The sequence below is a fragment of the Flavobacterium hungaricum genome (assembly GCF_015182285.1).
In the GTDB taxonomy this organism is placed as follows: Bacteria; Bacteroidota; Bacteroidia; order Flavobacteriales; family Flavobacteriaceae; genus Flavobacterium; species Flavobacterium hungaricum.
Genome location: NZ_PRDM01000003.1, coordinates 518,594 through 532,000, shown reverse-complemented (window position 1 = coordinate 532,000; position 13,407 = coordinate 518,594). Strand labels below are relative to the sequence as shown.

At 39.8% G+C, this 13,407-nt stretch carries 14 protein-coding genes and 1 pseudogene; 9 read left to right on the top strand and 6 right to left on the bottom strand.

Annotation, left to right across the window (positions count from 1 at the left end):
• Positions 1 to 600: 600 nt before the first annotated feature.
• Positions 601 to 1,196 (bottom strand): annotated as a pseudogene (locus C4F50_RS15350) (IS6 family transposase); the annotation flags it as partial.
• Positions 1,197 to 1,597: 401 nt separating this feature from the next.
• On the opposite strand from C4F50_RS15350, the gene C4F50_RS15345 reads away from it, so the two are divergent.
• The 7 genes from C4F50_RS15345 (at position 1,598) to C4F50_RS15315 (ending at position 6,600) form a co-directional block, all read left to right on the top strand.
• A complete protein-coding gene (locus C4F50_RS15345; RefSeq protein ID WP_194139529.1) occupies positions 1,598 to 1,777 on the top strand; it encodes a hypothetical protein in 180 nt (59 codons plus the stop codon).
• Positions 1,778 to 1,819: 42 nt separating this feature from the next.
• Positions 1,820 to 3,607, top strand: a complete 1,788-nt coding sequence (locus tag C4F50_RS15340) for a DUF8693 domain-containing protein (protein WP_228012044.1) — start codon at positions 1,820 to 1,822, stop codon at positions 3,605 to 3,607.
• Between the two features lie 70 nt (positions 3,608 to 3,677).
• Positions 3,678 to 5,174 carry a hypothetical protein gene (locus tag C4F50_RS15335; protein ID WP_194139528.1) on the top strand — a complete coding sequence of 499 codons (1,497 nt, stop codon included), beginning with the start codon at positions 3,678 to 3,680 and terminating at the stop codon, positions 5,172 to 5,174.
• A 158-nt stretch (positions 5,175 to 5,332) separates the two neighbouring features.
• Positions 5,333 to 5,737 (top strand): helix-turn-helix domain-containing protein, encoded by a 405-nt coding sequence (locus C4F50_RS15330; protein WP_194139527.1) that lies wholly within the window; start codon positions 5,333 to 5,335, stop codon positions 5,735 to 5,737.
• A gap of 96 nt (positions 5,738 to 5,833) precedes the next feature.
• A complete protein-coding gene (locus C4F50_RS15325; protein WP_194139526.1) occupies positions 5,834 to 6,040 on the top strand; it encodes a hypothetical protein in 207 nt (68 codons plus the stop codon).
• Complete coding sequence (locus C4F50_RS15320) at positions 6,040 to 6,219, top strand: hypothetical protein (RefSeq protein WP_194139525.1); 180 nt, start codon at positions 6,040 to 6,042, stop codon at positions 6,217 to 6,219. The genes C4F50_RS15325 and C4F50_RS15320 overlap by 1 nt, the downstream gene beginning before the upstream one ends.
• Before the next feature lie 126 nt (positions 6,220 to 6,345).
• Positions 6,346 to 6,600: a hypothetical protein gene (locus tag C4F50_RS15315; protein ID WP_194139524.1), complete on the top strand. Its 255-nt coding sequence runs from the start codon at positions 6,346 to 6,348 to the stop codon at positions 6,598 to 6,600.
• 72 nt (positions 6,601 to 6,672) lie between these two features.
• Here C4F50_RS15315 and C4F50_RS15310 read toward each other — a convergent pair whose 3' ends face one another.
• The 5 genes from C4F50_RS15310 to C4F50_RS15290 all read right to left on the bottom strand — a co-directional run bounded on the left by C4F50_RS15310 (position 6,673) and on the right by C4F50_RS15290 (position 11,540).
• Positions 6,673 to 8,910 carry a xanthine dehydrogenase family protein molybdopterin-binding subunit gene (locus C4F50_RS15310; RefSeq protein ID WP_194139523.1) on the bottom strand — a complete coding sequence of 746 codons (2,238 nt, stop codon included), beginning with the start codon at positions 8,908 to 8,910 and terminating at the stop codon, positions 6,673 to 6,675.
• A 15-nt stretch (positions 8,911 to 8,925) separates the two neighbouring features.
• The gene (locus C4F50_RS15305; protein WP_194139522.1) at positions 8,926 to 9,945 is read right to left on the bottom strand and encodes an FAD binding domain-containing protein; all 1,020 of its coding nucleotides are present in this window, start codon (positions 9,943 to 9,945) and stop codon (positions 8,926 to 8,928) included.
• On the bottom strand, positions 9,938 to 10,423 hold the full coding sequence (locus C4F50_RS15300; protein ID WP_228012043.1) for a (2Fe-2S)-binding protein: 486 nt from the start codon (positions 10,421 to 10,423) through the stop codon (positions 9,938 to 9,940). The genes C4F50_RS15305 and C4F50_RS15300 overlap by 8 nt, the downstream gene beginning before the upstream one ends.
• Positions 10,424 to 10,611: 188 nt before the next feature.
• Entirely contained in the window at positions 10,612 to 10,977 is a 366-nt protein-coding gene (locus C4F50_RS15295; protein WP_194139520.1) for an SPW repeat protein, read from the bottom strand.
• A 425-nt stretch (positions 10,978 to 11,402) separates the two neighbouring features.
• The gene (locus C4F50_RS15290) at positions 11,403 to 11,540 is read right to left on the bottom strand and encodes a hypothetical protein (protein WP_194139519.1); all 138 of its coding nucleotides are present in this window, start codon (positions 11,538 to 11,540) and stop codon (positions 11,403 to 11,405) included.
• A 398-nt stretch (positions 11,541 to 11,938) separates the two neighbouring features.
• On the opposite strand from C4F50_RS15290, the gene C4F50_RS15285 reads away from it, so the two are divergent.
• Together C4F50_RS15285 and C4F50_RS15280 are read left to right on the top strand one after the other, a co-directional pair.
• Positions 11,939 to 12,097: a hypothetical protein gene (locus C4F50_RS15285; RefSeq protein ID WP_194139518.1), complete on the top strand. Its 159-nt coding sequence runs from the start codon at positions 11,939 to 11,941 to the stop codon at positions 12,095 to 12,097.
• Between the two features lie 270 nt (positions 12,098 to 12,367).
• The gene (locus C4F50_RS15280) at positions 12,368 to 13,372 is read left to right on the top strand and encodes an SDR family oxidoreductase (protein ID WP_228012042.1); all 1,005 of its coding nucleotides are present in this window, start codon (positions 12,368 to 12,370) and stop codon (positions 13,370 to 13,372) included.
• Positions 13,373 to 13,407: the final 35 nt, after the last annotated feature.

The following is a 13,407-nucleotide window of genomic DNA, read 5'->3' as shown; positions in this document are numbered from 1 at the left end:
CTCTTGTTATACCATTTATTATATTTTCTGATATTAATATGCCAAAACTTAATGGATTTGAATTACGTGAGCAGATCCTAGCTAATCCAGAAATAAGCAGTAAATGTGTACCTTATATTTTTCTTTCTACATCCAAAATACCGGAAAATGTGCTAAAAGCTTATTCCTGTTATCTCCCGGGATATTTTAAAAAGGAAGATGATTTTACCAAATTCAGGACGGTCATTAGTACAATTTTAGATTACTGGTTTACTAGTCTCACTCCTACCAATTCCTTATGAATTTTATCATTATAACTGTTTCTCGATAAAAGTGTAAAGCCCCGAACTTAAATTTTTTATTGCAGTTCTATTTTATTTCTTAAATATTTTTTTAAAATAAATTATAGCTTTCATTTTAAGCAAGTTAATAGGATCAATCGCATTGACGCCTTAAGAATTTGACTTTCATGGCAGTATCGTGGCAAATTAATTATCACAAATAAAAATTCAGAATTTACAGAGTCTGGCGGGCAGGGTTCGAATGGCGGAGCAGTCATAATCTAAGATATTTTCTTGTCTTATTCCATTGCTAAGTCCAACTGCCAATTTACAGAATGATTTAAACATAGACATTTCCTGGTTTAACCATCTGATTCTTTCTCAACATATGCACAACTTCAATTCCGCTCAATGTTCGTCCGGCCGATTCAAAACTTTTAAAACCTAATCCGTTTTGTATGCGCCGATTGATAAAACGATGATCCTGTTCATAATAGTATTGAGATATTTACACTGTCGGATCTTAATCTTTGAGAACGAACGTTTGTTATAGACTTTGACAGCGGCAGTATTAGAACCGCTTTTATCAATGTTGATTACTCTTGGCTTGTAGTTATTACTAATTGCTTTAATTAGAAATGACTGGGCCCTCATTCTCTGTCTTCTTTTAGTTAAAAAGAAATCAACTGTATTAACGGACCTATCCAATGCTCTATATAAATAACACCAAATACCTTTTACTTTGATATAGGTCTCATCCAATCTCCAGCTTGTTCCCACTCTGCTTTTTCTCTTTTTCATCTCTGACTCAAGTGAAGGCACAAACTTATATACCCAGCGCTGGATCGTAGCATGATCCACAATCAACCCCCTAATCTGCATTATTTCCTCAACGTCACGATAGCTAAGTGTAAATCGTAATTTTAAAATACACTGCCTGAAGGATTACATATTTTAGATAACAATGACCTTATAGTATTCATTTTTTGATGGGTTAAAAATTATAAAGATAAAGTTATTCCCAAATGCGGCAGAACCTAAAATGTAAAATAAAATAATCAATAAATTAGAACAACTGACCATATTTAAAATTGTGTTTCAGTATTTGTAAATTGAAAGTACATAGCTTTAACAGAATCTTATCGATATAACAACTTAATAACATGGGAATTATATAATTTTTAACAGGTAATCATGTAAAACGTAAGCTGCTGATTAACCGATATTTGTGATTAAACCGTAAATAAACATCATTAATAACTTACAAGATGTTCACATTCTTAGTTTTTAAGTTAAGATAACCTGCACATTTTTATTATTTTCAAAGCCCATTATAGATGAAGAAAAGACTTACTGCATTAGCCTTGGTCTCAGCGCAGACTATCGTTTTCTCTGCAAATCCTCCTCCTCCGGGTCTTCCCGACGATCCTGCTGCCGTGCCGATAAATTCATCTCTTTATATCTTATTTGCAGCCGGTGCGTTGTTAGGAATCTGCCGTATTGCCAATAAAAAATAATAAATTAAATTTTATTATTTATAATCATAACACTTCAATAATATGATGAAAAAACTATTTTCACTTTTTATTTTAATTTCTCTGGACAGTTTTTCACAGATGCATTTCGGCGCCTCAACACCTGTGTATGTTAAAAACCAAGTACTTTACGTAACAGGCAGTATTAATCTGGCATCGGGATCCAATCTTTATTTAAGGAACAACTCGCAGCTGCTGCAAGGCACCACATCATCATCTGCAAATTCAGGCACCGGCACTGTCTCGATTTATCAGGAAGGCACCTCAGATAATTTCGAATACAACTACTGGTGCTCGCCAGTTGGTGCTGCCAATGTTGCATCTGGAGGTTCAAATTTCGGAATAACATTATTAAATCGTCCAGTGACCTCCACAGATGCTATACCTGCTGTAATTCTTCCCGCAGGAAGTTATAACGGGAGCGCGCTGCCGCTGAGCATTGCCTCTAACTGGATTTATAAGCTTATAAATGCAAGTAATTATTCTGCTTGGATTTCTGTTGGAGCTGCTTCTTCAATAGCTCCTGGTGAAGGATTCACAATGAAAGGAACCAGCGGATCTGATACCGCCGATCCTGAAGGAACGGGAAATCCCAACAATGCTGGTAACGGAAGACAGCGATATGATTTTAGAGGCCGGCCGAATGACGGAAATATTATTGTACCTGTAGGCACAGGAAATGCCGCAACGCTCACAGGCAACCCCTATCCCTCTGCGCTGCATTTAAATGCGTTTTTACTGGATCCGTCCAATAGCGCATGTACCCGCGTAGCGTATTTTTGGGAGCAGGATAAAACCGTGGATTCACACTACCTCTCAGCGTACAGGGGCGGCTATGGAACATACTCTCCGGGCACTCTGGGCAGCAATGGAATTTACGTTGCCGCAACTTTCAACAGTTATAACAGTGATGGGTCACTTAACACAACAGGAACATCTTCGGGTTTAATTATTGAACGTAAATACAGTCCGATAGGACAAGGATTTCTTATTAACGGGAACACTAACGGACAGGTAACATTTAAGAATTCTCACAGGGCCTTCTACCAGGAAGGCGCCGGCTTGTCACAATTTGCAAAAAATTCTAAAGCCAAAGACGTACACATAGAACAAGAAAATACCGAAATTTCACACTTTAAAATTAACACAATTATAAATAATGCCTTCACCAGACAGCTTGCACTTGCTTTTATGCCTGAAGCGACAGACGGCGTTGATCCAGGCATCGATGCACTCAATATGGATGAGACCCTGCCCGCTGATGTCTCATTTTGGATGGACAACGGCAGGTATGTCATTCAAGGTATAAATTTTGATCCTTCTAAGAAGATACCCATTGTCGTAAAAGCTGATGAGGTCTGCACCTTAAAGTTTTATGTACCTGAAGTAATTAATTTTGATTCTTCGCAAAACATCTATTTATTTGATGCACTTGATTCCTCCTATCACGATATTAAAACCGGAAGCTACAATGTCACAGTCGCAGCTGGTGTCTATATGGACAGGTTCAAAATAGCTTTCAACAGCGGGACATTAGGAACAGAAAATCACTTAAAAAGAAATTTTACAATATATCAAGAAAATAAGAACCGGACATTAACAGCTTTAAATCCGGATCGTCTGCAGATTCGCTCTTTTAACCTTTATGACATCACCGGCAGAGCAGTAGCAAATAAAAAAGGACTGCAGGAGCAAGAAATTTACAGTTTTTCCACATCAGGTTTAAGTTCAGGAGTATATATTGCAGTTTTTCTAACTGACACAAATGAAAAAATCACCCAGAAAATTATAATTATGAATTCTGGCAGCTAACCGCATAAAAATTCCATATTCCAATTATTATTTTTTTGATTGTCAACTTATATTCTAAACTGATACAACTATGAAAACAACTAAAGCTGCGCAGCAGACCTACCGCATTTATATTATTCTGTTTTTCCTTCTCTCATGCGCTGTCCATGCACAAATCGGAATCGGGACAGTTACACCCAATCCCAGTTCGGTTTTGGACATTACCTCCACCACTCAGGGACTATTGATGCCTAGGATGACCACTGCACAGCGAAATGCCATTACCGCCCCTGCTGACGGCCTTATTGTATATGATACAGATCAAAGGGCTTTTTATTATTACGTGACAGGTACATCTTCCTGGATACTTATCAATAACGCATCTAACTCAAGACTAAACTTTAAGCGCATACGATCAACAGATAATCTGGCAGTGGTGCTTGCTGCTGAACTTGCTGCCGGAGGAGGTGCGAAATATGTTTTAACTTCAAACACCCTGTATGAGATAAACGGCACAGTAACATTTAACCTTCCCATTGAACTAAACAATGCTTACATTCAGGGGCTGGATGCTAATGAAGACATCATTGTAAAAACATCAGGCACACTATTTGACGGTTCCACAGGCGGCAGTATAAGAAGTGTTACCATTTCGGCGCCGGGCGCTACGGTCTTTAACTTAAATGCATCGTCAGCATCTTCCACTTTTTTATTCAGAGACTCCATCATTGCCAATTCAGGAAGTGTAGGAACGGTGTCGGGATTTGGACTTGTTTTTGCAAGTATTGTCAATTTTTCAGGCAATACTAACGGCATTACGTATACCAATATCGGCCAGCTTCTATTAAGCAATCAGGCATGGTTCAGCAACAATGGGGGCACTTATGAAAAATTAACCGGTACATTTAATCTGGTGTCAAAGCAGGGCGGTTTTTCAAATGTTGCTTCAGGAGCTTATGGATTTGACGTATCTGCCGCTGGTATTTCTATTTTAAGCGACGCCGTTTTAGAGTCGGTGGTCTTTACCGGCCCGACGCCTGCTAATTATGTAAGACCTTACTCCTCTGGAACTTATTCAGGATATAATTTTAACAACAGCTGGAATGTCAGGGCAGCTGGTGTCCCGACGGAAACCGATGCTAACGCAACGGGCGATTTTGCGATGGACTATCCTGTTGGAAGCGGTATAGCAGTACCCTTTACTAACAACTTAAATCCCAGCGATATTGTAAAAGTAGGATTAGGAACCCCTAGTACTGTGTACTCGAATTTATTCCGATTTTCCACCGATGCCGCCAACCGTCTGAGATATGTAGGAAAAAAGAAAAGAATTTTTCAAATTTCCGGATCTATCTCATTTCAGGTTCCTGCAGCAGGTACTTACATTATTTACATTGCCAAAAACGGGACCATGCTGACACAGTACAAAATCTACGGCAGAGGGGGGGCCACAAATGATATAGTGGTACTTCCGCTAAATGCTACTACCGAAATGCTCACGAATGACTACATTGAAGTTTTCGCACAGCGCTACACAGGAAGCAATGGAAGCATAGTGGTGCCCAATATGACGGTAACAATAAAATAGAATATTGTAAAAAAAGCAAATCCTGCAAAGTGAACTAAAAGATGATCCGAGGATAAGCATTGTGTGCAGTAATATTTTGTTATTACTTCAGAGGAATCAGTTTTTAATTTTGCGTTCAATTTTTGAAAATTCTCTGCAGTTCAACTTCAATCATCTTTATGGAAAACACCAATAAACTCTGCAATGTATCATCTGTAAATTATCAAAAAATAAAACTTGATGAATTTAAAAAACTTGTTGAAGATCATTTTGAATCCGATAAAGCTTCTCGTTTCGGTATTCCAAATGCCGGGTATTTTGCAGATAAACTGATGATACAGACAGCTGATTTAGAAAATCTTGTTAAAAACGAGACAGGTCTGACCGTGATGGAACATATTGAGTCAAGACTAATTAATACAGCTAAATCAAAAATTTTCGACACCAGCAGATCTATCAATTACACTGCGTCTGAACTAGGTTTTAAAAATATTCATCATTTCACCAGACTGTTTAAAGATAAAACCGGAATGACTCCTTTTAAATACAGAGAGAGGGTCATCAAACATTTTAAAAATAAATAATGAAGCTAATGTAAAAAAACTTCAAAGATTTGACTTAATACTATTTCTGACACAAAAATTTAAGGCGAAATCTACTGGTATTTACATCATCCAGTAATGAATTTAGCACGACTGGCTCTGCATGGTGATCAAACAGCAGAGAAACTTGTAATGAATTCAATTGATTATGTCATAAAAGCTGCGCATCATTTTAAGCATACACGGCCTGTCTTTATGATATGGAAAACCCTTAAAATAATTAAAAAAGAAACAGAACCAGACACTGGAGATGAAAAGATGTTGCGGGTGTCTATGCCCGTTTAATGCTTTTAATTTATAAGTTAACGAAAGAAAAACGCTATTTAAGTGAAGCAGAAAAAGCAGCGGAAACTTTAGAAAAGCTCGCCGTGGAGATGTTGTATCAGGCTAATAACACAGCATTTTCTGCCGGAGCATTACTGGAGCTGTACAAAATTACGCATAAAAATTATATCTGGATTTAAGTTATCCCTGCCTTACAGGACTGTTTTAAAATGTTCAGTTATATGACTGCAAATATGGCTTTGGTAAAACTACACTAATTTTTTTTCAATATTTCCACTTAATAATGCACCTTAGCACGTGAGGAATTGGAAGTGTACGCTGCCTTATCTGAACATTTTATACAGTCAAAAGAGGCTGCCATTCTACCCTCGCTAAAAACGCTGATTCCTGAATTCATTAAATATGCAGTAAATAGAATCGATTATCATCGGCCGCTGCTACCAAAAGAAATACTTTCAGAACAGGACAAAACAGGTGAAATACAATCTGATTTGTGGGTGCCGTTGGAAGATTTGTTCAATGGATGGCAGGAGAGCTGTCAGGTTGGTCAGGAAGTTTAAGGAGCAGGAATGGCACCTGAATGACTGCAAAAGTGATCTCCTATGGCGAAGTATTTAAATTCTCGGCAATTCCTAAATAAGTTTATCAAAATGAATTGGAAGATCGTTGATACGTTTTCCAGTTGCATGGAATACTGCATTTGCAACTGCAGCAGGAATTGCAGTCATGCCAATTTCACCGACACCCTTGACTCCTAATTCGTTAATCAGCGTATCATCTTCCTGGGCGAAAATCACTTCCATTTCTGGAATGTCTGCATGTGAAGGAATATGATATTCCCCCAGATTGGCATTGATATATTTTCCAAGATTTGGATCGATTAAAGTTTCCTCATGCAGTGCCTTGCTGATTCCCCAAATCATGGATCCCAATATCTGGCTTTTGGCCGTTTTCGGATTGATTATTTTTCCTGCTGCAACTGCCGTAACGGCTCTGGTAACGGTTATGGTTCCTAAATCTTTATCTACTTCCACCTCAACAAATGAAGCGCTGTGAGCCGCTTTGCTGTATTTTCTGAGTTTCAGCACATCTGGACCTGCCAGTTTTGTAACTTTAAATTCTCTGCCATTATTGGCTCTAATAAGATCCTGAAATCCGATGCAAATATCCGGCCGGTTTTGTACGCTTACTGAATTATTTCGAAAGACAATCTGATGCTCCGGAATTTTTTCAAAAGGAGAATCAGGCATCTCTTTGATTTTCTTAATAATTTTTTTCTTCAGTTCCCTGATTGCGGCTATAATTGCCGTACCGGTAGAAGCTGTAATGGCAGAACCACCCTGAAACATAGAAAAAGGCTTTTTACTGTCTCCATAAAAAAATGAGACGTCATCTGCGGAAATCCCAAACTCATCGGCAGCTATCTGAGTCATAACAGTCAGTGTTCCTGTGCCAATATCAGTTGCAGCATTATGCACTTCCAGCCTGCTGTCTTTAGTTAATACAGCTGCTGCCCGTGCAGGGAACTGATATGCGTCCCAGATACCTGTTGCCATTCCCCAGCCCACTAATCTGTTTCCCTTTTTTGTACTTGCCGGTTTTGGATTTCGCAGATGCCAGCCAAATTTTTCGGCACCTTTTTCGTAACATTGTTTTAATTCTTTGCTTGTAAAAGGTTTCTTTGTGGAAGGGTCAATTTCCGAATAATTTTTGAGACGGAAATCTAAAGGGTCCATATCTAATTTATAGGCCAGTTCGTCCATTATGCATTCAATGGCATGCATAGCGGTAACTCCTCCGGGAGCCCTCATGTCGATAGGCGTGGCAAGATCAAGGGGAACCAGTTTATATTCAAATAAAGTGTTTGCCGCGGGGTATAATTTATGGCTCCAGGAAGACAGGATTTCATTATAGTCTTCATAGGAAGAAGTTTCACCGGCCGCGCAGTGGTTCATGGCTGTTAACATTCCGCTGCTGTCGGCTGAGAAACGTAATGACTGAATGGTCTGAGGCCTGTGGCCAAAGGAGAACATCTGTTTTCTTTCCAGTGTGACACGCACATTTCTTTTGAGTTCGAGCGATGCCAGAACACACAAAAACAGCTGGTGCTGCGGACGAAGACCAGACCCAAAAGCACCGCCGACATACGGCGCCAATACGCGGACATTTTTATATTTTAAACCAAAAACATTAGCAATATAAAACTGATTGTTTATGGTACCCTGCGTTTTATCATAAATGGTAAGTTTTCCATCGCCTTCATAAATTGCAGTGGTTGCAAAAAGTTCCAGCGGATTGTGATGTTCCGTTCCGTGATGGTATGTGGCTTCAGTTTTAAAGTCGGCTTTTCCGAAGGCTTTGTCAAAGTTTCCTGCTGGTTCCGGCGGAGGCGGTTTAAGCGGTGTGGACATTCCTTTTTTGGGTGCACGTGCCTTATCCAGATTTTGAGACAACACCGTATCGAAGGGTTCTTCTTTATAAACAACCTTAAGTAAGGTCGAAGCATACCGCGCCGTCTCAAAATCTTCTGCCACAATCAAAGCAACAGGCTGGCCGTTATATCTGATTATATTGTCGCTTAGAGGTTTAAAAACTGTTCCCGGAGGCGCATCCATATCGGCATACTGCAGATCAAACCATGCAAGACTTGGACGGTTTTCATGTGTAAATATTTTAACCACACCTTCTAGTGCCAACACTGCTGAGACATCGATACTCAAGATTTTTCCTTTTGTGATTGTGCTGTTGATTACATAACCGTACAGCAGATCCGAAACATGATAATCTGCCGCATATCGGGCACTTCCAGTTACTTTTTCTAAACCTTCCAGCCTGCTGACCGGTTGTCCTATTAAGGGCTTATTTTCCATTCGCATTATTTTAAATTAAAGTGAAGGACCCGCGCCTGGAATCTGCATTTCTGGTTCTAATGCCATTTCGCAGGCCCTGATAATCGCTCGTTTTGCAAGAGGGATTTTAAAATCATTATCCCCTCTGCCTATTGCTCCCGATAAGATACGGTCAGCGGCCAGGGCAAAATTTTCAACCGTTGTCTTTCTGCCTTTCAGCAGTTCTTCAGCTTCAGGGACGCGCCAGGGTTTATGCGCAACACCGCCCAAAGCGATTCTCGCTTTAGAAATCGTACTGCCCTCCATTTCAAAAGCTGCCGCGACGGACACCAATGCAAAAGCATACGAATGGCGGTCCCGTAATTTTAAATAAGCATAATGTTTTGAAAACTTACCTGGCGGAAGATCTATAGAAGTTACAATTTCCCCCTGCTGCAAATTATTGTCAAGATCAGGGGTATGGCCAGGAAGTCTGTGAAAATCAGAGAATGGAATATTTCGCTCCCCCTCCGGCCCCACTACATTTACCACCGCTTCGAGTGCTGCCAGGGCCACGCACATATCGGAGGGAAAAACCGCAATACAATGCTCGCTTGCTCCTAAAACAGCATGTATACGGTTACGGCCTTTAATAGCCGGACAGCCCGATCCCGGCATACGTTTGCTGCAGGGAACATCCGGGTCGTAAAAATAATAACAGCGCGTGCGCTGCAAAAGATTACCGCCGTTTGTTGCCATATTTCGTATCTGAGCCGAAGCACCCGCAAGAATTGCCTTAGACAATAAAGGATAGTGTTTTTCTACAAGAGGATCATAGGCAGTAGCCGCATTTTTTACCAAAGCGCCTAATCGGATACCGTCATTGTCAAGCTGCTCAATAATACTGAGTGCTGCTATATCATTTATATCAATGAGTTTTTCAGGATGAGCCAGATTGTATTTCCACAGGTCAATAATATTGGTCCCGCCGGCTAAAAACATCGCTTTATAATCAGCAGATACAGCTTTAATGGCTGAATCGACCGTAATTTCTTTTTTATAATCAAAACTATTCATGACCGCTCCCTTCTTTTACCTGCATGATTGCATCTATAATCCCGACGTTAGCACCGCAGCGGCAAAGATTGCCGCTCATAAGCTCTTTTACCTCTTCGCGGGTCTGCGCCTTTCCTTCCTGCAGCATCCCAATTGCACTGCATATTTGTCCCGGCGTACAGTAACCGCATTGAAAAGCATCATTTTCAATGAAAGCTTTCTGAAGCGGGTGAAGTTCAGAACCCGCTGCTATGCCTTCTATGGTTAAAATTTCACTGCCGTTTTTTGACACCGCAAGCGTCAGGCAGCTTAAGATTCTCCGGCCGTCACACAAAACGGTGCATGCGCCGCATTGTCCGTGGTCACATCCCTTTTTTGTACCGGTTAAATTAAGACGTTCCCGTAGCATGTCCAATAGGGAGACCCAGGGCAGCAGCTCGAGCTTATAATCATTATTATTAATAGTAAGAGAAGTAAGGATTCCAGATTTATTTTCCATAATAAATTGATTTACAAAGGAATAAAACATCCATTTAAACAAATCTCGTCAAATAAAAACAGTTCTGCTTATACTTTACCGCCGGATCATTATATAATTTATAACAGCTGTGATTTTTACTGCAGGGGTTACGCCGATAAAAGAGAAAGGCTCTGACTTTGTCTTTATGGCGCACCGATGCATTCCACTTAGAATAATTTATGAAAAGTGCTGTTTTGAGTTTTGGAAGCCAAAGCTAAAACAACCACAACAAGGCCGCAAAATAAATGTGGCATAAATACCTTGGCTGCAAAACCGAATATCCAAGGTGAAAGTGCAAAAAATAAACCTGACAGTATCTCAATAAAAATATGAGCTTCCATTGGAATAACTTTATATATGCCAGCTTCATAATCCGTCTGAAGACTTAGAAAGATGGTGAAGATTCCCAATATATAAAAAATGAGACTTTGCATGGTATGAGTCTCTAAACGAAATAAGGACGGAATGAAAAGGAGCACTAGAGCTATCGAGTAGTCCAGATAACCGTGGATTTTTGTTTCTAAGAATTTCATGGCTGTAATAATTTATGGAGCAAAGTTAGCGCGCAGGCGTTTTGAAAATTTACATTTTTCAGTTCGCTGTTTATATAATTTTGAGAGCTTATAAAAAATTTAAAATCGCAGTGAGGTTATCTATTCTTATTAAAACTCACAAATTCTAACAGGCTATTTCCAAGATACTTTAACGTAGTCTGCTCCCGCAGCGGTGTACTGCAGAAGTATATTTTGATTTTACTGCAGGGTCAGATAATTGCTTTTGCGCAAAAACCTGAAATTTTATATTTTATTTTCAGGCGGCTCAATCTAAAAACTACATTCAAATTCTGCAGACCACAAAACGGTAAAGCGCACGGTCTGTTTGGATTTTCGTTAATTTATAAGCGGATAATCAAGAAAGAGTAAAAAGTTTTCAGTCTTAACTTGAAGATATGGGCGTATCATCGCGCCAAACCCAGCTCCTGCACCGTAAACCTCCTGTGCTGCCTGCCCGCTTTTTCCCAGCCGCTGTATAGATCTTCCAATGGATTCCAGAATTCTTTTTGAATTTCTCCAGTTTTTACTTCTTCAGAACTCATTTCCAAAGGAAGATTTACAGGATAATAGAACGGCAGTCTGCTTATTCCGCCTTAAGAATTTTTAAAGACGGCAGTAGCTCAATTGCCGCCGCCTGGATGAATATTCTGAAAGTGCCTCATATATTTCCATTTTCTCATAAGAGGCCGTGTAGGGCGGGTTGTTATGGGGAAAAACAGAAAAGTAATTAGTCTATTTTTTTTTGACAAAGCAGTATTATGACCGCTGTACTGCTGCAGCATTTTTTACCCGTTGCACAAGTGTTTTTCAGACCTGTGCTGCTGTTATCATCTCGCAATGAGAAAATGTAGGAATTATACAACAACTCGGAAAAATTATATAAGTTTAAAATGTTTTCTCTTACAATATTGCTTGATCGTAATTTAAACTATTTCCAACCATGAAAATTTACACAAAAACAATTCTTACTGCAGTGTTAATCTCTATTTTGAATTACAGCTGCGATGCACTATGCGGCGATGAGCAGGATAACAGTTATCATGAAAAAACAGCCCAAATTGATACGCTGTCTAATAAGGGCAGCATAACAGCACCATAAGTTAGATTGAAGACAATGCTGTAAAAAATAACTTGAACAAGATAGAAGAAGCTCACGGACTGTTATGAAGCAGCGCTTAATTAGGTAAGGCAAGCGCAAAATATTTTTACTTTTTATTTACTTAATTGGGAAAACACATTTACAGGATTGTATGATGTGTTTTTTTGTTTTTGCATTGGGGCTTATTATGTAAAATCGAGCTTTAATAATGTAAAATATTGATATTGAGCTTAATTAATTTTATTTTATTAATCAATATTTTGAATTATTATGGACAATAAAAACAAAATTTCAAGACGTTCTGCGCTTACCGGCATGGGCGCTATTTGTCTGACTACCGCTTTTACTCCAGTACTGGGAGCAGATTTTTCACCAGCAGAAAAAGGGACTTCGAGAATTCCTGAAGATCCGCAAACTAAGTACCCGCGTCCGCCATTTAAAGAGCAAAAACAGCCTTGGCCGGGATTGGTAAGCAAAATGGATCCAAGACCCGATCACGGCGAAAAAAGTTATAAAGGTTCAGGAAGACTCAAAGGACGAAAAGCCCTTATAACTGGAGGAGATTCTGGTATGGGTCGCGCCGCTGCAATTGCTTATGCCAGAGAAGGCGCAGATGTAGCCATCAACTATTACCCGACCGAAGAAGAGGATGCTAAAGAAGTTATTGCACTTATAAAAGCTGAAGGAAGAAAAGCAGTGGCGATTCCGGGAGATTTAAGAGATGAAAATTTCTGCCGTTCGCTGGTAGAACAGGCTGTAAAAGCACTTGGCGGTCTAGACATTCTAATTAATAATGCGGCAAGACAGCAGGCGCATGATTCTATCCTGGATATTTCTACCGAAGATTTTGATGCTACAATGAAAACTAATATTTATGCTCCCTTCTGGATTATTAAAGCAGCCCTTCCGCATCTCAAACCAGGTTCTTCAATTATAGGAACAAGTTCGGTTCAGGCGTATGCTCCTACCGAGGATCTATACGATTATGCACAAACCAAGGCAGCAACTACCAATTATATCAAATCTTTGGCAAAACAACTGGCTCCTAAAGGCATTAGAGTAAACGGCGTTGCACCGGGACCAGTTTGGACCGCACTGCAGGTCAGCGGGGGGGCGTCGATGGAAAAGCTGCAGCAATTTGGAGGACAGACCCCTATGGGCAGACCTGGACAGCCGGTCGAACTGGCATCGATTTATGTGCAGCTGGCAGCCGAAGATGCAAGTTACGCAACGGGACAAATCTACGGTTCCAGCGGCGGGGAAGGCAATCCTTAATGTTTTAAAATTTTCTAAAAACAATTTAAAGATTA

Excerpts from the sequence above, each read along its gene's own strand:
- C4F50_RS15285 (WP_194139518.1), top strand. The coding sequence starts at position 11,939 with ATGAAAATTTACACAAAAACAATTCTTACTGCAGTGTTAATCTCTATT.
- C4F50_RS15340 (WP_228012044.1), top strand. The coding sequence starts at position 1,820 with ATGATGAAAAAACTATTTTCACTTTTTATTTTAATTTCTCTGGACAGT.
- C4F50_RS15345 (WP_194139529.1), top strand. The coding sequence starts at position 1,598 with ATGAAGAAAAGACTTACTGCATTAGCCTTGGTCTCAGCGCAGACTATC.
- C4F50_RS15305 (WP_194139522.1), bottom strand. The coding sequence starts at position 9,945 with ATGAATAGTTTTGATTATAAAAAAGAAATTACGGTCGATTCAGCCATT.
- C4F50_RS15295 (WP_194139520.1), bottom strand. The coding sequence starts at position 10,977 with ATGAAATTCTTAGAAACAAAAATCCACGGTTATCTGGACTACTCGATA.
- C4F50_RS15300 (WP_228012043.1), bottom strand. The coding sequence starts at position 10,423 with ATGGAAAATAAATCTGGAATCCTTACTTCTCTTACTATTAATAATAAT.
- C4F50_RS15325 (WP_194139526.1), top strand. The coding sequence starts at position 5,834 with ATGAATTTAGCACGACTGGCTCTGCATGGTGATCAAACAGCAGAGAAA.
- C4F50_RS15290 (WP_194139519.1), bottom strand. The coding sequence starts at position 11,540 with ATGAGTTCTGAAGAAGTAAAAACTGGAGAAATTCAAAAAGAATTCTGG.
- C4F50_RS15330 (WP_194139527.1), top strand. The coding sequence starts at position 5,333 with ATGGAAAACACCAATAAACTCTGCAATGTATCATCTGTAAATTATCAA.
- C4F50_RS15320 (WP_194139525.1), top strand. The coding sequence starts at position 6,040 with ATGCTTTTAATTTATAAGTTAACGAAAGAAAAACGCTATTTAAGTGAA.
- C4F50_RS15280 (WP_228012042.1), top strand. The coding sequence starts at position 12,368 with ATGGACAATAAAAACAAAATTTCAAGACGTTCTGCGCTTACCGGCATG.
- C4F50_RS15310 (WP_194139523.1), bottom strand. The coding sequence starts at position 8,910 with ATGGAAAATAAGCCCTTAATAGGACAACCGGTCAGCAGGCTGGAAGGT.
- C4F50_RS15335 (WP_194139528.1), top strand. The coding sequence starts at position 3,678 with ATGAAAACAACTAAAGCTGCGCAGCAGACCTACCGCATTTATATTATT.